The sequence below is a fragment of the Pseudomonas sp. LAM2023 genome, assembly GCF_016620375.1.
In the GTDB taxonomy this organism is placed as follows: Bacteria; Pseudomonadota; Gammaproteobacteria; order Pseudomonadales; family Pseudomonadaceae; genus Aquipseudomonas; species Aquipseudomonas anuradhapurensis.
The window spans coordinates 725,457-741,947 of the sequence record NZ_JAENHV010000009.1; the positions used below are offsets into that span (position 1 = coordinate 725,457).

The following is a 16,491-nucleotide window of genomic DNA, read 5'->3' on the forward strand; positions in this document are numbered from 1 at the left end:
GAGCTGAACCCATGAGAGCATTGACATACCACGGGGCCCAGGACGTCCGGGTCGACAATGTCCCTGACCCGGCCATCCAGGACGAGGACGACATCATCCTGCGGGTCACCGCCACCGCCATCTGCGGCTCCGACCTGCACCTGTACCACGGCAAGATTCCGCAGACCGAACCTGGCGATATCTTCGGCCACGAGTTCATGGGCGTGGTCGAGGAGACCGGCCGCGGCGTCACCAACCTGCAGGTCGGTGATCGCGTGGTAATCCCCTTCGTGATCGCCTGTGGCAGTTGCTTTTTCTGCCAGCTCGAGCAGTTCGCCGCTTGCGAAACCACCAACATCGGCCGTGGTGCAATCCTCAACAAGAAGAGCATCCCGCCGGGTGCGGCGTTGTTCGGCTACAGCCACCTGTATGGCGGCGTGCCCGGTGGCCAGGCCGATTTCGTGAGGGTGCCCAAGGCCAACGTCGGCCCGTTCAAGGTGCCCACCGCCCTGCCCGACGACAAGGTGCTGTTCCTCTCGGACATCCTGCCCACGGCCTGGCAGGCCGTGACCAATGCCCAGGTCGGCCAGGGTTCGACCGTGGCCATTTATGGTGCCGGCCCGGTCGGCCTGCTGAGCGCGGCCTGCGCACGCATGCTCGGCGCGCAGACGATCTTCATGGTCGATGACAACGACTACCGCCTGGCATTCGCCCGCGATGCCTACGGCGTGGTGCCGATCAACTTCGAACAGGATGACGACCCGGCCGACAGCATCATCCGTCTGACCCCAGGCATGCGCGGCGTGGATGCGGTCATCGATGCGGTCGGTTTCGAGGCCAAGGGCAGCACCACCGAAACGCTGCTGACCACGCTGAAGATCGAGGGCAGCAGCGGCAAGGCGCTGCGCCAGAGCATCGCCGCGGTGCGCCGAGGTGGCGTGGTCAGTGTGCCGGGGGTGTATGCCGGGTTCATCCATGCCTTCATGTTTGGCGATGCCTTCGACAAAGGCCTGACCTTCAAGATGGGCCAGACCCATGTGCAGAAGTTCTTGCCCGAACTGCTCGAACATATCGAGGCCGGGCGCCTGGAGCCGGAACTGATCGTCACCCACCGCCTGGCCCTGGAAGAAGCGGCGTTGGGCTACCGGATGTTCGACCAGAAGCAGGACGACTGCCGCAAGGTCATCCTCGTGCCGGGCGCTGCTGCCGGCACCTTGGGGCCTGACCACGCATTCGCGGGGGGCCAGCCATGATCGATCCGGCAACCGGCATGCGGCCGGGCGAGCGCTACAGTGTGGAAAGCCTGGAGCGGGCGCATCAGTTTCCCGGCTTCTTCCTCGACGGCAAATACTACCTGGGGCCCGAGCTGCTGACCGCGGTCGGCTGGCTCGAAGGGCAGCGGTTCATCTATGACGCACTCGATGCCACCGGCGAACCGGTGTTCCCCGGGCGTGCGGCCGGCGACATCAAGGACCTGACCCTGACCTTGGTCGACGGCACGCGTCTGGCGTTGACCCGCATCGATGCCTGGGCAGCCGGGGAAGCCCTGCCCAGGCAACCAGGCGAGCGTCGCAAGCGGCACGACAGACCTGGCGTGCTGGCGGTTGCCGCCATGCTGCTGTTGGGCGGCTGTTGCCTGGCAGCACTGCGTCGCGCACGACGGTGAGCCCGCACAGGGGGCTCGTAAGGCCCCCTTCGACGGAGCAGCTGCCGGCTCATGCCAGCTGGATGAACACCGCATAACCGCCCAAGACGATCCAGAAAACCAGAAAGATCCAGGGCGTGCGCAGCGAGAACAACAATGACTTGCGGTGCCCCGCCTGCGAGGTTTCGGCCTCGCTGAACAGCGGTGACTCATCATAGGCCAGGCCCATCAACGGCTCGCTGCGCAGCAGGTGGCTCTGCTTCAACTGCCAGTGCTCGATGATCTTGTAGGCGGCCCGGATGCCTGGCCAGGCATTGAGTGAGCTGAGCACCCCGAGCAAGGCGAGGAACGGCGGCACGATCAGGGTGAACATTTCGCCCCAGCTCTGGTTCAGGTTGCCCATCGACGATACGAAAGCAATCACCAGAAACGACTGGGCCGTGAGGTAGGCATCGGTGCGATTGGCCAGGATACTGGTTTCGTACTGGATTTCATGGCGGTAGAAATCCAGCCGCTCCTTTGGCGAGCCGAACATGCGGGCGTTGTGTTCGTTGATTTCATGCTCGGGGGTAGCGGGAGTGATGATGCGTGGCACGTGGGCTCCTGGAAAATGAAAGTGATGTGGACTGCACAGGATTGATCCGGCACGGCGCGTGTGGGAGCGGCTTCACCCACGCAAAGCGGCGAAGCTGCTGCCATGCAGCGCCTCCCACAACGACCGTACTGCCCCGCCGTCTAGCCCTTGCTGTGTTCAGGTGAAGACGGCCCGGTGCCGCGCTTGATGCCGCGTGGCCCGAGCACACCCCAGATGGCCAGGCCGACCACCGGCAAGGCCAGCAACAGCAGCGCCCACATGGCCTTGGTTGCATCGCGCTTGTCGCTGCGGAACACACTGACAATGGCCCACAGGTCGACCAGCAGAATGATCGCCGCCACCGCGATCCAGAAATACGTCACAGGCTCGGTCATGATCGCCTCTCCTCTGGTTGGACCGGCAGCAGTGCACTGCTGCGCACCACCACCTCGTACTAAGAGGAAGCCACCAGGCCGGGCAAAGTTCAGCGGGCTTTGCCCGGCATTGATGGGCGGCTCACCTGCACTGAACCAACCGCGCAAGAAACACGTCCACCACAAAACAACGCATGAGTGACCTGCCATGGCGACCGACCCCGTACTCGAGGCCATCGACTACCTGAAAACCCACAAGCTGGTGCTGACCACTGCAGAATCCTGCACGGCAGGCGCCATGGTGGCGCTGCTGGCGGCAGTGCCCGGCACCGGTGAGGTGCTGGAAAGTGGCTACGTGGTGTACGCGCCCAGCGCCAAGAAACGCCTGCTCGGCGTCAGCCCACAGACTATCGAACGCTACGGCCTGACCAGCGAAGCAGTGGCCTGGGAGATGGCACTGGGCGCCCTGAAAGACAGCGATGCCACGGTCGCCATTGCCTGCACCGGTGTCGCCGGGCCAGAGCCGCAGGATGCCATCGCGCCTGGCACCCTGTGTTTCGCCTGGGCATTCACCGGTGAACCGCTGGCCGTGTTCACGCGTACCCAGCGCTTTTTCGGCGAGCGGGCAGATGTCATGCGCCAGGGCGCGCTGTATGGCTTGTCGCACCTGGCCCATTACCACCAGCGCTGGTTGCGCGGCGAACGCGCCTGAGGGCTACGCGCATGAGCGACGACGAGCTGCGTTCAAGGCATCACCCGGTCGAGGAAGACATGCGCATGCAGCAGCGTGTGTGGCGTTTCGAACGGGTGGGCTGGTACGTGCTGCTAGTGATCGCGCTGCTGGCCCTGGCCGGCCTGTTTGGCAACGGCCCGCTCAGCGACGCCCAGGTGGCCAGTGATGATGGCCGCGTGCGGGTCGACTATCAGCGGCTCAGCCGCAGCGGCACCACCGACAACCTGCGCATCACCGTGCGCGGTACACCGGGTGAACCGGTGCAAGTGGTGCTCGGCGGCAGCCTGCTGCGCGAAGCCAGCATCGAAACGATGCAGCCGCAGCCGCAGGTGTCGCGTTCCCATGGCCAGTCGCTGCTGTTGCAGCTCGGCACCAGCCAGGACGGCGCGGCCACCCTGTACCTGACCTTGCGCAGCGAACATGTCGGCAGGCTCGAAGGTGTGGTCAGGGCCGGGCAGAACAGCACCGTGCAGTTCGCCACCTTCCTCTACCCCTAGGAGTTCGACGACATGGACTCGATCCTGCGCGCCACAGCCATGTACATCGCCCTGATGCTGCTGTTTCGCGTGGCCGGCAGGCGCTCGCTGGCCGACCTGACCACCTTCGACTTCGTCTTGCTGCTGATTATCGGCGAGGCCACCCAACAGGCATTGCTGGGCGAGGATTTCTCCTTCATCAATGCCATGCTGGTGATTGCCACGCTGATCGTGCTGGATGTCGGCCTGTCACTGGCCAAGCTCAATTCCAGGCGCCTGGCACGCCTGCTCGACGGCCACGCCACGCTGGTGGTGGAACAGGGGCGGTTCCTCCATCAGCGCATGCGGCGGGCACGCCTGACCGAAGACGACATCCTCGAATCGGCCCGCGACAGCCAAGGCCTGGAACGCGTCGAGCAGATCAAGTTCGCCATCGTCGAACGCAACGGCAAGATCTCGATCATCCCCCAGGAGTGAGCGCGGCGTGCGGTTGCAGCACATACTCCAGCAGGCTGGCAGCACAGGCGCTGATCCCCTCCAGCAGCACCATCTCGAAACCGTGGGTGTTCTCGGTGGGGATGGCGATGCACCCGGCGCGGGCATCGGTCCCGGTGCTGAGCACTGCGCTGGCATCGGAAGCGAAATCCACCAGCAGCGCTGGCTGCGGTGTGTAGCCTGCCCGGCGCGTGGCGGCCATCAGCGCCTGCACCACGCTGCGGCTGTAATAGCCCTTCTGGTCGCCGGTATTGATGATCGGGTCGGCTGACAGGCGGGTGCCGTATTCATCCAGCACCGGCCCCACCTCCACCGCAATGGTCGTGTCGCCTGGCAGCCTGGCGGCGGCGTACATGGCACCGGCGTTGGATTCTTCTTCATGGCTGGTCAGCACGAACCAGACATCCTGACGCAGTTCGCTGCGCCGCTGTTGCAGCAGGTGCGCGCAATGAATCACAGCCGCCAGCGGTGCGCGGTCATCGAGAAAATGCGCGGCAATGCAGTCCTCGACCTGGTACGGCTGGCGCCAATGCTGGCTCAGTACCACCCGCGTGCCCGGACGCACACCGGCCTGCTCGAGTGCCTGTGGGGTCATGCGGGTAACGCCATACACATCCTTCCACTGCACGGCGCCGGACAACACATCCCGCCCGCTGCCGGACTGCCCGCTGTTGTGCATCGAACCATAGGACAGCACACCCCGGAGCAGCTGATGGTCAGCCATAATGTCGACCGGGCATACGCCAAAACTGATCGGCTGCGCGCCACCAAGCGCCAGCACCTCGAGATTGCCATCCGGGCGGACTTTCTTGACGATCATGGCAATTTCATCAAGATGGGCCATGACCCGTATTGCCGTAGCAGGGTCGGCAGGGGCCGCTGCGCGAACGACGCCGATCAGGTTGCCGGCACTGTCACCGTGCACCTCCTCGCAACAAGCGACCAGCGCACGCTGCGCGACCACACGGACCTCATCTTCCTGGCCTCCGGGGCCACGCGCGAGCAACAGGGCATTGAGTAACGGCAGAATCTCCATGAACCTTCCCCTTCGATCAAGGGCCGCTGGTGCGGCCCTGATTACCCACGTAATGGCCAGCAAAGCGCTTCACGCTTCCCCGGAAGACCCATTCGAGAATTTCTTCACGTCTATGGGAGGCGCGACGAACTCAGGCCCCTGGCCCGACGCGCGCCAACGCACATTGGCCAGCCCGTAACGCTCGGCCATCGGCCGGCTGACCTTCTTGATCTTGTGCTGGCCAAACCTGGGGATGATCCCCACGCCGGCATCGCAACTTGCCCAGTGCCAGGCTTCGGCATTGTCCATGCGTTCCTGGCGGATGATGAATGTGCGAAATTCCCCATGAAGCTCGTACTCGATCACAAACAACTGCGGTCCTGCCATTGGACTCTCCTCCATCAATTCAGGCTAATTGAGCCCGCGCTTGGCAAAAAGATTCATTTATTCTGACTTGCTGGTCATCACCCGCCCGTGCAGCGGCCGACCGGTGCGTTTATCAACCGCTTTGAACCTTGCGCCCAACGCTTCACTCCATCGAAGGCAACCGTGATTTTTCCGAGCCCGAAGAGGTGATTCATGAACGCAATCGATCTGTTGGTCCAGGACCATGAGTTGGTGAAGAAGCTGCTGGAGGAGCTGTCCTCCACTACCGAGCGTGCAGTGAAAAAACGCAGCGAGCTGCTCGAACGCATCAAGCAGGAGGTGACCATCCATACCGCCCTCGAAGAGGAAATCCTCTACCCGGCGATCAAGCAGGCCGGTGGCAAGGAAGAGGCGAAGATGTACTACGAGGCCAAGGAAGAGCACCGTGCCGTCGATTCCCTGGTGCTGCCGGACCTGCTGCAGACCGACACCGCTACCCTTGAGTTCGCCGGCCGGGTCAAGGTCATGAAGGAGCTGCTGGAGCACCATATCGAGGAAGAGGAAAGCGAGCTGTTCCCGACTGCCCGCAAGCTGCTGGGTAACCAGGCGCTGGAAGAGATGGGCCAGGCCATGCAAGCCCAGAAGAAACTGCTCAAGGGCGAGCTGAACGCCGCCTGACAACCGCCTGCGCGCCCCGCCGGGCGCGCAGGCGCGCCGTGGAAGCGTGTGATGGAAGATTGGATCGACTTGTTGCAATGGCCCGCCATGGCCCTGACGGTGCTGGCCGCCTGGTGCATTGGCTCGCGCCGCCCTGGCCGGCGCAAGCTGGGTTTCTGCTGTTTCATTGCCAGCAACCTGCTGTGGGCGATCTGGGGTTGGCAGGCCCAGGCCTGGGCCCTGATCATCCTGCAGGTTTGCCTGTGCGCGATGAACCTGCGGGGGTGGAAAAAGAACACCGCAATGGAAGCGGGCTGAGCGCTTGGCTATCAGCTTTGTCTGGCTTAGCGCAGATAACGCTGCAGCCTCAAGGCATCGCCCAGCGCAGCGCCGGAGGCGGTGTTGTCGAAGATGCACCAGCTCGGCACGCCAGCGGCGCGGCTGCGCTGCAACTGCTCGGCCAGGCGTTTTAGGTAGTCGTCGGCGTAGGCGCTGTGATAGAGGCGTGGTTCGCCATGCAGGCGCCAGTAGACCAGGCCCGGCCAGCCGGCTGGCTGGGCGTCGCTGGCGAAGCGTGCAGGGCTGGCGGCGACCTGGGCGATGTGCAGATCGACCAGCATCGAGTGTGCGCCTTGCCAGCTGGCGTGCCTGGGTTCCAGCGCCACCGGCCCGGCATAGCGGGCGCGCAAATCGGCAAAGAATGGCCAGGCGGTTTCGCGGGTGTAGTCCAGCGAGGGGGGCAATTGCACCAGCAGGCAGCCGAGCTGCTCGCCCAGCTGGCCGCACTGGGCGAGGAACGCTTCCAACGCTGGCACGGCCCCGCGCAGCCGCTGTTCGTGGGTGATTCGCTTCGGCAGCTTCACGGCAAAACGAAAATCCGCCGAAACGGACGCAGCCCAGCGGGCATAGGTACCAGGCCGATGCGGCCGGTAGAACGAGCTGTTGATCTCGACTGCGTTCAAGCCCGTGGCGTAGCGCTGCAGGTGGCTGCCAGGGGCTGGAAACTCATCAGCATACTGGCGAGGCAGGCTCCAACCTGCGCAACCCAGATGAATCATCGCGTCGACTCCCTGAATCTTCCCCCGTGACGGGGTCCTTCAATGGAACACTCCAGCGGGTACGACGTTCCATTGGCGACATCCAGTTGAACAGCTTGCGCGCCAGGGCGACCTAAGCCAGGTAACCAACCTGCAAGGAGCCACGCCATGATCGACCCCAACCACCCCGATCCGTATGTCGACGAGGTACCGCACAACCCCGGCGAACCTGTACCCAAGCCGGAGCCGGAACAACAGGCGCCCGACTGGCCGGAGGGCCAGGTGCCACCCGAGGAACAGTCCGACGGTTGAGCCTCAGCCACCGAGCGACTCGGCGCTGAACGCCCGGCGCTCGGCCGCTACCCGCCGGGCGCGCCCTACCCCCCACACCAGCGCCCGGCTCATGGTTTCGCCGGGGCGCCGGGCATAGGCGCGTTCGTATAGCGCCGTGCCGTCGGCCAGATACACGCCAATGAACAGCTGGGTTGCCCCGGTACGTGACAGGCGCGTCTGTACCTCCAGGCGGGTGTCGTCGTCGAGGGTTTCCTCGTGGACCTGATGGTGCAGGATCGGATCGCACCAGCTGCGGTACGTCTCGCCTCTCTTCTTCATGGGGCAGCCCTCGTGGGTGGTGTCTTCCATAGATCGTCGGGTTCCGCTGCCCAGTGCAAAAACAATCCGAACCATCAGACAGCCGGCTGGCTGGACCAACGTTGCCCACTGCCAACCACCGCTCGTCGCCTATGCGCAGATTCCATACAACCTTCCCCCGCCTGCCCTTCTTCTAACTCAACAAGCCTGAACATTCGGTAACACAATACGGGACAAACACATGGCAAAGGCATATACGGAAGCCGCCAGGCTGCTCGGCCTGCTGGTGCTCGGGGGCATCACGCTGCAGTTGTCGGGCTGCGACATGGTGCTGTTCAACCCCAAGGGCCAGGTCGGCCTGGAGCAGCGCAACCTGATCATCCTCGCCACGCTGCTGATGCTGATCGTGGTCCTCCCGGTGATGGTCATGGCATTGGTGTTCTCGGTGCACTACCGGGCCTCCAACGTCAAAGCGCGGTATACACCGGAGTGGAGCCACTCGCGCGCTATCGAGCTGGTGGTCTGGGGCGTGCCGCTGCTCATCATCATCGTCCTCGGTATCGTTACCTGGCGCTCCACCCACGCCCTGGACCCCTACCGCCCGCTGCAGTCCGAGGCCCGCCCGATCAAGGTGCAGGTGATCGCCACCGACTGGAAGTGGCTGTTCGTCTATCCCGAACTGGGCATTGCCTCGGTCAACGAACTGGCCATGCCGGTGGACACGCCGGTGGACTTCCGGGTGACCTCGGACGGGGCCATCACCTCGTTCTTCATCCCCGCCCTGGGCGGGCAGATCTACGCCATGGCCGGCATGCAGACGCAGCTGCACCTGATCGCCAACCATGCCGGCAGCTATACCGGCATCGCCGCCAACTACAACGGCCCCGGTTTTTCCGACATGCACTTCAAGGCCCTCGCCCTCGACCCGGCCGGCTTCGACGCCTGGGTGGCCAAGGTGCGTGGTTCGCAGCGCCGCCTCGACCAGGCCAGCTACAGGCAGCTGGCCAAGCCCAGTGTCGCCCACCCGGTGGAGCACTACGCCGCGGTCGACACGCAATTGTTCCAGTCGCTGATCGACAAGTACCAGGGCGTCAAGCGCTCGCGCGAGGTCGAGCGACGCCTGAGCGACCCACAAGGTGATGCGCCACAACCCGGCAAGGAGTAACGCACATGTTCGGAAAACTGACCTGGGATGCCATCCCTCTCGGCGAGCCCATCATCATGTACACCCTGGCGGTGGTCGGGCTGATCGGCATCGGCGGCGTTGGGGCGATCAGCTACAAGCGCAAGTGGACGTACCTGTGGCGGGAGTGGTTTACCTCGGTGGACCACAAGCGCATCGGCGTGATGTACATCGTGGTCGCCCTGGTGATGCTGCTGCGCGGTTTCGCCGACGCGCTGATGATGCGCACCCAGCAGGCCATGGCCGCCGACGGTTCGCCGGGCTACCTGCCGCCGGAGCACTACGACCAGATCTTCACCGCCCACGGGGTGATCATGATCTTCTTCATGGCCATGCCGTTCGTGGTCGGCCTGATGAACATCGTGGTGCCGTTGCAGATCGGTGCGCGCGACGTGGCCTATCCGTTCCTCAACGCGGTCAGCTTCTGGCTGTTCGTTGCCGGTGCCCTGCTGGTCAACATTTCCCTCGGTGTCGGCGAGTTCGCCCGCACCGGCTGGGTCGCCTACCCGCCATTGTCCGGCATCGGCTACAGCCCGGGCGTCGGCATGGACTACTACATCTGGTCGCTACAGATATCCGGCATCGGCACCTTGCTCACGGGCCTGAATTTCTTCGTCACCATCCTCAAGATGCGCACCACTGGCATGACCCTGTTCCGCATGCCGGTGTTCACCTGGACCGTGCTGTGCACCTCGATCCTGATCCTGGCGGCCTTCCCCATCCTCACCGCGACGCTGTTCATGCTCAGCCTGGACCGCTACCTGGGCATGCACTTCTTCACCAACGAGCTGGGCGGCAACCCGATGATGTACATCAACCTCATCTGGGCCTGGGGCCACCCGGAGGTGTACATCCTGATCCTGCCGGCCTTCGGCATCTTCTCCGAAGTGGCATCGACCTTCTCGCGCAAGCGCCTGTTCGGCTACTACTCGCTGGTGTGGGCGACCATCGTCATCACCGTGCTGTCGTTCATCGTCTGGGTGCACCACTTCTTCACCATGGGCGCCGGGCCCAACGTCAACGCGTTCTTCGGCATCATGACCATGATCATTGCCGTGCCGACCGGGGTGAAGATCTTCACCTGGCTGTTCACCATGTACCGCGGGCGGGTGCGCTTCGAGACCCCGATGCTGTGGACCGTTGGTTTTATCGTCACCTTCAGCATCGGCGGCATGACCGGGGTACTGCTGGCGGTGCCGGGTGCGGACTTCCTGCTGCACAACAGCCTGTTCCTGATCGCGCACTTCCATAACGTGATCATTGGCGGTGCGGTGTTCGGCTACCTGTGCGGCCTCACCTACTGGTTCCCCAAGGCCTTCGGCTTCAAGCTCTACGACCCGCTGGGCCGTGCGGCGTTCTGGTGCTGGCTGGTCGGCTTCTACTGCGCCTTCATGCCGTCCTACTTCCTTGGCTTCATGGGCATGACCCGGCGCCTGAACCACTTCGACGTGCCGGAATGGCGGCCGTTGCTGCTCCTGGAGATGCTCGGCGTGCTGATCATCCTGTGCGGCGTGGCCTGCCAGGTCATGCAACTGGTGGTGAGTATCCGCAAGCGCCACGAAAACCGCGACCACACCGGCGACCCGTGGGACGGCCGGACCCTGGAATGGGCCACCGCCTCGCCGCCGCCGTTCTACAACTTTGCCGAGCAACCCGTGGTACATGGCATCGATGCCTATTGGGGGATGAAGGAGAAAGGCGTGAAAACCCTGGTGGAGGCGGACTTCCGCAAGATCCACATGCCTTGCAACACCAGCCTGGGCGTGGTGCTTGGGGCACTCTCGACGGTGATGGGCTTTGCCCTGGTCTGGCACATCTGGTGGCTGGTGATCGCCAGCCTGCTGGCCACGGTGGCGACGCTGGTGGTGCGCAGCTATGACCAGCACACCGAATACTACGTGTCGGCCGAGGAAGTCGAGCGCGTGGAAACCGAACGGCGGCAACTGCTGGCGGAGGCCTGAACCATGTCCCATATCGTGCTGAACGAAACTGCCCACCAGCAGGAGCAAGGCTACGAGGATGCCGGTTCCCTGAGCCTGTTCGGCTTCTGGATCTACCTGATGACCGACTGCATCCTGTTCGCCACGCTGTTCGCCACCTATGCCGTGCTGGGCCAGGCGGTGGCCGGCGGGCCGAGCGCGGCGGACATCTTCGAGCTGCCGTATGTACTGGTCGAAACCTTCCTGCTGCTGTTCAGCAGCATCAGCTACGGCTACGCCATGCTGGCCAACCACCGCAAGGACAAACGCCGGGTGCTGCAGTGGCTCGGGGTGACCTTCCTGCTCGGCCTGGGCTTCATCGCCATGGAGCTCAACGAATTCCACCACCTGATTGCCGAAGGTGCCGGCCCGCAGCGCAGCGCGTTCCTCACCGGCTTCTTCACCCTGGTCGGCACCCATGGCCTGCATGTGCTGGTCGGCCTGGTGTGGATGGCCTTGCTGATGATCCAGGTGCAGCAGCGCGGCCTGTGCTGCGTCAACTCCACACGCCTGAGCTGCCTGAGCCTGTTCTGGCACTTCCTCGACATCGTGTGGGTGTGCGTGTTTACCGTCGTCTACCTGTTCGGGGTGATCTGATGTCCAGTGAAAGCCAGGTCCACAGCAGTGCCGGTGCCAGCCAGAGCAGCCACCAATCCTACAACGTGGGTTTCCTGCTGGCCGCCATCCTCACCCTCGTGCCCTTCGGGCTGGCCATGTACCCGAGCCTGCCACGCCACCTGACGTTCCTGCTGGTGCTGGTCTGCGCGGTGGTGCAGATCCTCGTGCACATGCTGTTCTTCCTGCACCTGACCACTGCGCGGGAGCAGCGCTGGAGCCTGGTGGCGCTGGTGTTCACGGTGGTGATCATCGTGCTGCTGGTGGGGCTGTCGTTGTGGATCATGTACTACGTGCACGCCAACATGCTGGGTCTGTAGGCCCGGCCCCTGTCACCCGACCCTGACGGAAGGAGGCAAGCCCTCATGAGTGACCGCATCATCGCATTGTTCGCCGAGACCACGCTGTTCGGCATTTCCATCCTCAACCTGTTGCTGGCATTGGCCGTTGCCATCCTCACCTTTCTGGTCGCGCGGGCGGCCATCAGCTTCGTGCTGCGCCGGGTCCGGCGCTGGTCCGAACACGACGGCGTACTCAGCCAGGTGCTGGCCAAGGTGCTCGCAGGCACCAGCAACTTGCTCCTGTTGCTTGCCTCGCTGCTGGTCGGCCTGAGCATGCTCGACCTGCCCGAGCGCTGGCTGACGCGGGTCGGCAGCCTGTGGTTCGTGGTCGCGGCGTTGCAGATTGGGTTGTGGGCCAACCGGGCCATCGGCCTGGGCCTGAGCCGCTACTTCGCGCGGCACAGCAGCAGTGGGCTCAACCAGGGCAGCGCGCTGGCCACCTTGTCAGCCTGGGGCGCGCGGGTATTGCTGTGGTCCGTGGTGCTGCTGGCGATGCTGTCCAACCTGGGCGTCAATATTACCGCCTTCGTCGCCAGCCTGGGTGTGGGCGGCATCGCCGTCGCGCTGGCAGTGCAGAACATCCTCGGTGACCTGTTCGCCTCGTTGTCGATCGCCGTGGACAAGCCCTTCGAAGTGGGCGACTTCATCGTCATCGGCCCGCTGGCCGGTACGGTGGAACACGTCGGGCTGAAGACCACGCGCATCCGCAGCCTGGGTGGCGAGCAGATCGTGATGGCCAACGCCAGCATGATCAGCAGCACCATCCAGAACTACAAACGCCTGCAAGAGCGGCGCATCGTGTTCGAGTTCGGCCTGTCTTACGACACGCCCACCGAGGCGGTGAAGAAGGCACCGGCGATCGTCGAGGAAGCCATCAAGGCGCAGGACCAGGTCCGCTTCGATCGCGCTCACCTGCGCGGTTTCGGCAAGGAAGCGCTGGAGTTCGAGTGCGTGTACATCGTCAAGGACCCGGGATACAACCTGTACATGGACATCCAGCAGGCCATCAATTTCCACCTGCTCGAGCGCTTCTCGAAGATCGGCGCCCAGTTTGCCGTGCCGGTACGCGCCATCAAGGTCACTGCCCTGCCAGAAGAGGCCCGTGTCCAAGGGCAGGGCCGCGGGAGCCTGGGTATTCGTGGAGCATGAGGGGGCGTCTTGCCCCGTTCATGCCTTTGAGCTTCAGGGCTGCTGATAATGCCCCGGCGAAGTGCCGGGCTGATGATCGTGCTCCAGGCGCTGGACCTGCACATCGGTGAAAGAGGTTGCCTCGTTACGGTGCAGGCCCTGCAGGTAATCGCGTGCAACTTCTCTGCTCAGGTCCTCTTCGTCACTGCGCAACTCGCACGTGCCCGGTTGGTTGTCGAGAATGTAGCTGATCAGGTACAGGTACTTGGCCATCGAATAAGCTCCCACTTGGCTGGATGTAGAACGCACGACGCACTGGGTAGATCCAGGGTCGGGTGATTCCGTTCAAAACCGATGACGGCTGGCCGCAATACGTCCAGCTCGGTGCAGCGCCAACTCGAAGCAGGCGCAGTGCACACCTGTAGAGCGGATTTATCTCGCGAAGCAGGCGACGCGGTAGGCGCTGCCGGCTGTGCCGTTGAGCGCGGCTGAAGCCCACAGGATCACCACTGCCCCAAAACTTGAGGGGGCCTGTGGGAACTGGCTTGTCGGCGGCTGGGCTGCACAGCCCCTACTGCCGAAGCTGCTCCAATGCCTGCAGCACATACCCCGTGGCCCGCTCCACCTGCCCTTTGCGGCAGGCGATACCGAGTTGCCGCCACAGCCCCGGGCGCAGCGGCCGGCGGACGATACGCCGGTCCAACTCTGCCGCCTCGCCTTCCTGCGGCAACAACGTTGCCCCGTACCCGGCCCCGACCAGGCTCTTGATCGCATCGTTATAGTTAAGCTCGATGCGTGCTTCGGGGTACAACCCTGCCGCCGCGAACCATTCGCCAGTCACCCGCGACAGCTGGGTACTGCTGTCGTTGAGGATCAATGCCCGTTGCGCCAGCCAGGCCGGCGTGACTTTGGCCGGCGGCTGCCAGTCGGCCGGCACATAGGCCAGGATCGGGTCGCGCCGCCAAGGGATGACCTCAAGCCCTTTGCCAGCCACCTGCGGCAAGGCGACCAGGCCGATATCCAGGGTGCCCTCGCGCAAGCGAGCCAGCGAGGCCTGGGACGTCAGTACCTGTACTTGCACATCGATGCCCGGGTGCACGGCACGCAAATGCTCCAGCGCTTGCGGCAGCAGGTGGGCAATGGCACCGGTCGAGGCGCCCAGGCGCACCCTGCCGGTCAGCCCCTCGACCTGCCGGCGCACTTCATCCAGCGCCTGATCGGCATCGGCCAACAGGCGCCGAGCGCGGGCCAGCAGGGTTTCGCCGATGGCGGTCGGGCGCACCTGGCCGCGAGCACGGGTGAGCAACGGCGCACCGATGCGCGCCTCCAGCTCGGCCACGTGCAGGCTGATCGTCGGCGGCGCCAGGTTGAGCTGGCGGGCGGCCTCGGCAAACGAGCCGAGGTCGGCAATCACCACCAGCGTGCGCAGGCGGTCGAGGCTGATTTCGCGCATATCAAGGGCCGTCTTGTTCAGTAAAACTGAAGGTTGTCGTCATGATATTCAAATTTCCTTTATCAACGCCACAGGCGAGCATAGGCCATCCTTCCCTGAGCGGACGCTGACCATGCACACCCCTGTTGTCTTCATCGACGGTGACCAAGGCACCACCGGCCTGCAGATCCACGCGCGCCTGCAAGGCCGCCGCGACCTGAGCCTGCTGACCTTGCCGGATACCGAACGCAAAGACCCGCAACGCCGCCGCGAGGCAATCAACAGCGCCGACATCGCCCTGCTGTGCCTGCCCGATGATGCCGCACGCGAAGCGGTGGCAACGATCGAAAACCCGCAGGTGCGGGTGATCGATGCAAGCTCTGCGCACCGCACGAGCCCAGGCTGGGTCTATGGGCTGCCGGAGCTCGACGAGCAGCAAGCCGAACGCATTGCCTACAGCAAGCGCGTCAGCAACCCCGGCTGCTACCCCACCGGGGCCATCGCCCTGCTGCGGCCACTGATCAAGGCTGGCCTGCTGCCAGCGGATTACCCGTTCAACATCCACGCCATCTCGGGTTATTCCGGTGGTGGCCGCGCGGCAGTCGAACGGCATGAACAGCCCGGCGCCGACAAGGCCCCGACCTTGCAGCTGTATGGCCTGGAGCTGGCGCACAAACATGTACCGGAAATCCAGCAGCACGCCGGGCTGTCGGCACCGCCGATGTTCATGCCCGGTTACGCGGCCTACCGCCAGGGCATCGTGCTGAGCATCCCGCTGCAGTTGCGCCTGCTGCCCGGCCTGGTCAGCGCCGCGCAGCTGCAGGCTTGCTTGGAGCAGCATTACCAAGGTGCCCGCCACGTCCAGGTCATGCCCCTGCATCAGCACGGTGCAGCGCCAACGCTGGACCCGGAGGCCTTGAACGACAGCAACGACCTGCGCCTTGCGCTGTTCGCCAACCCCGGACATGGCCAGGTATTGTTGACCGCCGTGTTCGACAACCTCGGCAAAGGTGCCTCGGGTGCGGCAGTGCAAAACCTCGACCTGATGCTCGGTGCGATGCAGCTACAAGGCTGATGGGTAAAACCGGTTAGACTACAGGGCCCGCGCCTGCACGGCGCGAGCCATCTATCCAACCGCCGGAGCCCGCCCCCCGATGTTCATCCTGAGCCGCCTCGACAGCGTGCCGCCCGAATCCTTCCAGAACCAGATCCGCGAGCTGGTGATCCACAATGTCGGCGCACTGAGCAGTGTTGCCATCAGCGCCGACAACCCGCTGTATCCGCTGTACCAGTACGGCGTCGGCATGGAGGTGCACCAGTACCTGCAGGCGCTGGACGGCAGCCGCGGCCTGGCCGTGGCGCTGACCCTGGCGCTGGATGCCGAAGCGCCGGACCAGTTGCTGGGCTTTGCCCTGTCACTGCCAGCCGAGGATGACAGGCAGGTGTGTGCGCTGGCCTTTCTGGCCGTGCGCCCCAGCCATCGCCGCCAGGGCATCGCCCGCGCCCTGTTGGCCGAGCTGCAGGCACGCCACGCCTGTGTCGAACTGAATGCCTTTGCCAGCCAGGTGCCGTGGTTCGAGGCCATGGGCATGCAGGTGGTGGCCGCCAATGGCCCACAAGTGCTGATGAGCAGCACCGGGCGCGCCAGCGGTGCGTTGATCGGGCGGTTGGACATCGCGCCGATCTACCAGACGGCCGAAGTGATGCAGATTCATACCTACCTGCTCAACCAGCAAGGCGAGGAGGCAATGGTCGAAGCGGAACAGAAACGTGATGAGCGGCTGGATGAGTTGACCGCTGAGGCACAGGCATGTGTGCGCCAGCGCAATACCGTGCACTGAACCACGGGCCTCTTCGCGGGTTTACCGGCG

General features: G+C 64.2%; 23 protein-coding genes. 15 read left to right on the forward strand and 8 right to left on the reverse strand.

Going from position 1 to position 16,491, the window contains the following annotated elements; genetic code table 11:
• The first annotated feature begins 11 nt into the window (after positions 1 to 11).
• Together JKP78_RS03385 and JKP78_RS03390 are read left to right on the forward strand one after the other, a co-directional pair.
• Entirely contained in the window at positions 12 to 1,232 is a 1,221-nt protein-coding gene (locus JKP78_RS03385; RefSeq protein WP_200626058.1) for a zinc-dependent alcohol dehydrogenase, read from the forward strand.
• Positions 1,229 to 1,645, forward strand: a complete 417-nt coding sequence (locus JKP78_RS03390) for a short chain dehydrogenase (RefSeq protein ID WP_170029581.1) — start codon at positions 1,229 to 1,231, stop codon at positions 1,643 to 1,645. The genes JKP78_RS03385 and JKP78_RS03390 overlap by 4 nt, the downstream gene beginning before the upstream one ends.
• A 49-nt stretch (positions 1,646 to 1,694) precedes the next feature.
• On the opposite strand, the gene JKP78_RS03395 is transcribed toward JKP78_RS03390, so the two are convergent.
• A complete protein-coding gene (locus JKP78_RS03395; RefSeq protein ID WP_170029580.1) occupies positions 1,695 to 2,219 on the reverse strand; it encodes a hypothetical protein in 525 nt (174 codons plus the stop codon).
• Between the two features lie 140 nt (positions 2,220 to 2,359).
• A complete protein-coding gene (locus tag JKP78_RS03400; protein ID WP_170029579.1) occupies positions 2,360 to 2,593 on the reverse strand; it encodes a PLDc N-terminal domain-containing protein in 234 nt (77 codons plus the stop codon).
• A 187-nt stretch (positions 2,594 to 2,780) separates the two neighbouring features.
• On the opposite strand from JKP78_RS03400, the gene JKP78_RS03405 reads away from it, so the two are divergent.
• From JKP78_RS03405 to JKP78_RS03415, 3 genes are read left to right on the forward strand one after another with little or no spacing between them, the layout of a single operon-like run.
• The gene (locus JKP78_RS03405; protein WP_186684785.1) at positions 2,781 to 3,284 is read left to right on the forward strand and encodes a CinA family protein; all 504 of its coding nucleotides are present in this window, start codon (positions 2,781 to 2,783) and stop codon (positions 3,282 to 3,284) included.
• Positions 3,285 to 3,295: 11 nt separating this feature from the next.
• Positions 3,296 to 3,802, forward strand: coding sequence for a hypothetical protein (locus tag JKP78_RS03410; protein ID WP_186684783.1), 507 nt, complete (start codon positions 3,296 to 3,298; stop codon positions 3,800 to 3,802).
• A 12-nt stretch (positions 3,803 to 3,814) separates the two neighbouring features.
• The gene (locus tag JKP78_RS03415; RefSeq protein ID WP_170029576.1) at positions 3,815 to 4,258 is read left to right on the forward strand and encodes a DUF421 domain-containing protein; all 444 of its coding nucleotides are present in this window, start codon (positions 3,815 to 3,817) and stop codon (positions 4,256 to 4,258) included.
• Here the strand turns inward: JKP78_RS03415 and JKP78_RS03420 are convergent.
• Complete coding sequence (locus JKP78_RS03420; RefSeq protein ID WP_200626059.1) at positions 4,242 to 5,312, reverse strand: M28 family peptidase; 1,071 nt, start codon at positions 5,310 to 5,312, stop codon at positions 4,242 to 4,244. The genes JKP78_RS03415 and JKP78_RS03420 overlap by 17 nt on opposite strands.
• A gap of 69 nt (positions 5,313 to 5,381) precedes the next feature.
• The gene (locus tag JKP78_RS03425) at positions 5,382 to 5,678 is read right to left on the reverse strand and encodes a DUF6555 family protein (RefSeq protein ID WP_186674432.1); all 297 of its coding nucleotides are present in this window, start codon (positions 5,676 to 5,678) and stop codon (positions 5,382 to 5,384) included.
• A gap of 192 nt (positions 5,679 to 5,870) precedes the next feature.
• Between JKP78_RS03425 and JKP78_RS03430 the strand changes: the two genes are divergently transcribed.
• Complete coding sequence (locus JKP78_RS03430) at positions 5,871 to 6,335, forward strand: hemerythrin domain-containing protein (RefSeq protein ID WP_186684781.1); 465 nt, start codon at positions 5,871 to 5,873, stop codon at positions 6,333 to 6,335.
• A gap of 51 nt (positions 6,336 to 6,386) precedes the next feature.
• Entirely contained in the window at positions 6,387 to 6,632 is a 246-nt protein-coding gene (locus tag JKP78_RS03435; RefSeq protein ID WP_170029572.1) for a hypothetical protein, read from the forward strand.
• Between the two features lie 26 nt (positions 6,633 to 6,658).
• Here JKP78_RS03435 and JKP78_RS03440 read toward each other — a convergent pair whose 3' ends face one another.
• Positions 6,659 to 7,372 (reverse strand): DUF72 domain-containing protein, encoded by a 714-nt coding sequence (locus JKP78_RS03440; protein ID WP_200626060.1) that lies wholly within the window; start codon positions 7,370 to 7,372, stop codon positions 6,659 to 6,661.
• Between the two features lie 147 nt (positions 7,373 to 7,519).
• Between JKP78_RS03440 and JKP78_RS03445 the strand changes: the two genes are divergently transcribed.
• A complete protein-coding gene (locus tag JKP78_RS03445; RefSeq protein ID WP_170029570.1) occupies positions 7,520 to 7,663 on the forward strand; it encodes a hypothetical protein in 144 nt (47 codons plus the stop codon).
• A gap of 3 nt (positions 7,664 to 7,666) precedes the next feature.
• Here the strand turns inward: JKP78_RS03445 and JKP78_RS03450 are convergent, their stop codons facing one another.
• On the reverse strand, positions 7,667 to 7,963 hold the full coding sequence (locus JKP78_RS03450) for a hypothetical protein (RefSeq protein ID WP_170029569.1): 297 nt from the start codon (positions 7,961 to 7,963) through the stop codon (positions 7,667 to 7,669).
• 220 nt (positions 7,964 to 8,183) lie between these two features.
• On the opposite strand from JKP78_RS03450, the gene cyoA reads away from it, so the two are divergent.
• The 5 genes from cyoA to JKP78_RS03475 are packed head-to-tail and all read left to right on the forward strand — an operon-like array spanning position 8,184 to position 13,209.
• Complete coding sequence (gene cyoA, locus JKP78_RS03455) at positions 8,184 to 9,107, forward strand: ubiquinol oxidase subunit II (protein WP_200626061.1); 924 nt, start codon at positions 8,184 to 8,186, stop codon at positions 9,105 to 9,107.
• A gap of 5 nt (positions 9,108 to 9,112) precedes the next feature.
• Positions 9,113 to 11,086 (forward strand): cytochrome o ubiquinol oxidase subunit I, encoded by a 1,974-nt coding sequence (cyoB, locus tag JKP78_RS03460; RefSeq protein ID WP_200626062.1) that lies wholly within the window; start codon positions 9,113 to 9,115, stop codon positions 11,084 to 11,086.
• Positions 11,087 to 11,089: 3 nt separating this feature from the next.
• Positions 11,090 to 11,701 (forward strand): cytochrome o ubiquinol oxidase subunit III, encoded by a 612-nt coding sequence (gene cyoC / locus JKP78_RS03465; protein WP_170029566.1) that lies wholly within the window; start codon positions 11,090 to 11,092, stop codon positions 11,699 to 11,701.
• Positions 11,701 to 12,039 carry a cytochrome o ubiquinol oxidase subunit IV gene (cyoD, locus tag JKP78_RS03470; protein ID WP_170029565.1) on the forward strand — a complete coding sequence of 113 codons (339 nt, stop codon included), beginning with the start codon at positions 11,701 to 11,703 and terminating at the stop codon, positions 12,037 to 12,039. The genes cyoC and cyoD overlap by 1 nt, the downstream gene beginning before the upstream one ends.
• A 45-nt stretch (positions 12,040 to 12,084) precedes the next feature.
• Positions 12,085 to 13,209 (forward strand): mechanosensitive ion channel family protein, encoded by a 1,125-nt coding sequence (locus tag JKP78_RS03475; protein ID WP_200626063.1) that lies wholly within the window; start codon positions 12,085 to 12,087, stop codon positions 13,207 to 13,209.
• A 33-nt stretch (positions 13,210 to 13,242) separates the two neighbouring features.
• On the opposite strand, the gene JKP78_RS03480 is transcribed toward JKP78_RS03475, so the two are convergent.
• Positions 13,243 to 13,461 carry a hypothetical protein gene (locus JKP78_RS03480; RefSeq protein WP_186684776.1) on the reverse strand — a complete coding sequence of 73 codons (219 nt, stop codon included), beginning with the start codon at positions 13,459 to 13,461 and terminating at the stop codon, positions 13,243 to 13,245.
• A 298-nt stretch (positions 13,462 to 13,759) separates the two neighbouring features.
• The gene (locus JKP78_RS03485; RefSeq protein WP_186684775.1) at positions 13,760 to 14,641 is read right to left on the reverse strand and encodes a LysR family transcriptional regulator; all 882 of its coding nucleotides are present in this window, start codon (positions 14,639 to 14,641) and stop codon (positions 13,760 to 13,762) included.
• 112 nt (positions 14,642 to 14,753) lie between these two features.
• Between JKP78_RS03485 and argC the strand changes: the two genes are divergently transcribed.
• Positions 14,754 to 15,695, forward strand: coding sequence for an N-acetyl-gamma-glutamyl-phosphate reductase (gene argC, locus JKP78_RS03490; RefSeq protein ID WP_200626064.1), 942 nt, complete (start codon positions 14,754 to 14,756; stop codon positions 15,693 to 15,695).
• A 79-nt stretch (positions 15,696 to 15,774) separates the two neighbouring features.
• Entirely contained in the window at positions 15,775 to 16,461 is a 687-nt protein-coding gene (locus JKP78_RS03495; RefSeq protein ID WP_186684773.1) for a GNAT family N-acetyltransferase, read from the forward strand.
• The last annotated feature ends 30 nt before the right edge of the window (positions 16,462 to 16,491 follow it).

Excerpts from the sequence above, each read along its gene's own strand:
- JKP78_RS03385 (WP_200626058.1), top strand. The coding sequence starts at position 12 with ATGAGAGCATTGACATACCACGGGGCCCAGGACGTCCGGGTCGACAAT.
- JKP78_RS03390 (WP_170029581.1), top strand. The coding sequence starts at position 1,229 with ATGATCGATCCGGCAACCGGCATGCGGCCGGGCGAGCGCTACAGTGTG.
- JKP78_RS03400 (WP_170029579.1), bottom strand. The coding sequence starts at position 2,593 with ATGACCGAGCCTGTGACGTATTTCTGGATCGCGGTGGCGGCGATCATT.
- JKP78_RS03405 (WP_186684785.1), top strand. The coding sequence starts at position 2,781 with ATGGCGACCGACCCCGTACTCGAGGCCATCGACTACCTGAAAACCCAC.
- JKP78_RS03410 (WP_186684783.1), top strand. The coding sequence starts at position 3,296 with ATGAGCGACGACGAGCTGCGTTCAAGGCATCACCCGGTCGAGGAAGAC.
- JKP78_RS03415 (WP_170029576.1), top strand. The coding sequence starts at position 3,815 with ATGGACTCGATCCTGCGCGCCACAGCCATGTACATCGCCCTGATGCTG.
- JKP78_RS03420 (WP_200626059.1), bottom strand. The coding sequence starts at position 5,312 with ATGGAGATTCTGCCGTTACTCAATGCCCTGTTGCTCGCGCGTGGCCCC.
- JKP78_RS03425 (WP_186674432.1), bottom strand. The coding sequence starts at position 5,678 with ATGGCAGGACCGCAGTTGTTTGTGATCGAGTACGAGCTTCATGGGGAA.
- JKP78_RS03430 (WP_186684781.1), top strand. The coding sequence starts at position 5,871 with ATGAACGCAATCGATCTGTTGGTCCAGGACCATGAGTTGGTGAAGAAG.
- JKP78_RS03435 (WP_170029572.1), top strand. The coding sequence starts at position 6,387 with ATGGAAGATTGGATCGACTTGTTGCAATGGCCCGCCATGGCCCTGACG.
- JKP78_RS03440 (WP_200626060.1), bottom strand. The coding sequence starts at position 7,372 with ATGATTCATCTGGGTTGCGCAGGTTGGAGCCTGCCTCGCCAGTATGCT.
- JKP78_RS03445 (WP_170029570.1), top strand. The coding sequence starts at position 7,520 with ATGATCGACCCCAACCACCCCGATCCGTATGTCGACGAGGTACCGCAC.
- JKP78_RS03450 (WP_170029569.1), bottom strand. The coding sequence starts at position 7,963 with ATGAAGAAGAGAGGCGAGACGTACCGCAGCTGGTGCGATCCGATCCTG.
- cyoA (WP_200626061.1), top strand. The coding sequence starts at position 8,184 with ATGGCAAAGGCATATACGGAAGCCGCCAGGCTGCTCGGCCTGCTGGTG.
- cyoB (WP_200626062.1), top strand. The coding sequence starts at position 9,113 with ATGTTCGGAAAACTGACCTGGGATGCCATCCCTCTCGGCGAGCCCATC.
- cyoC (WP_170029566.1), top strand. The coding sequence starts at position 11,090 with ATGTCCCATATCGTGCTGAACGAAACTGCCCACCAGCAGGAGCAAGGC.
- cyoD (WP_170029565.1), top strand. The coding sequence starts at position 11,701 with ATGTCCAGTGAAAGCCAGGTCCACAGCAGTGCCGGTGCCAGCCAGAGC.
- JKP78_RS03475 (WP_200626063.1), top strand. The coding sequence starts at position 12,085 with ATGAGTGACCGCATCATCGCATTGTTCGCCGAGACCACGCTGTTCGGC.
- JKP78_RS03480 (WP_186684776.1), bottom strand. The coding sequence starts at position 13,461 with ATGGCCAAGTACCTGTACCTGATCAGCTACATTCTCGACAACCAACCG.
- JKP78_RS03485 (WP_186684775.1), bottom strand. The coding sequence starts at position 14,641 with ATGCGCGAAATCAGCCTCGACCGCCTGCGCACGCTGGTGGTGATTGCC.
- argC (WP_200626064.1), top strand. The coding sequence starts at position 14,754 with ATGCACACCCCTGTTGTCTTCATCGACGGTGACCAAGGCACCACCGGC.
- JKP78_RS03495 (WP_186684773.1), top strand. The coding sequence starts at position 15,775 with ATGTTCATCCTGAGCCGCCTCGACAGCGTGCCGCCCGAATCCTTCCAG.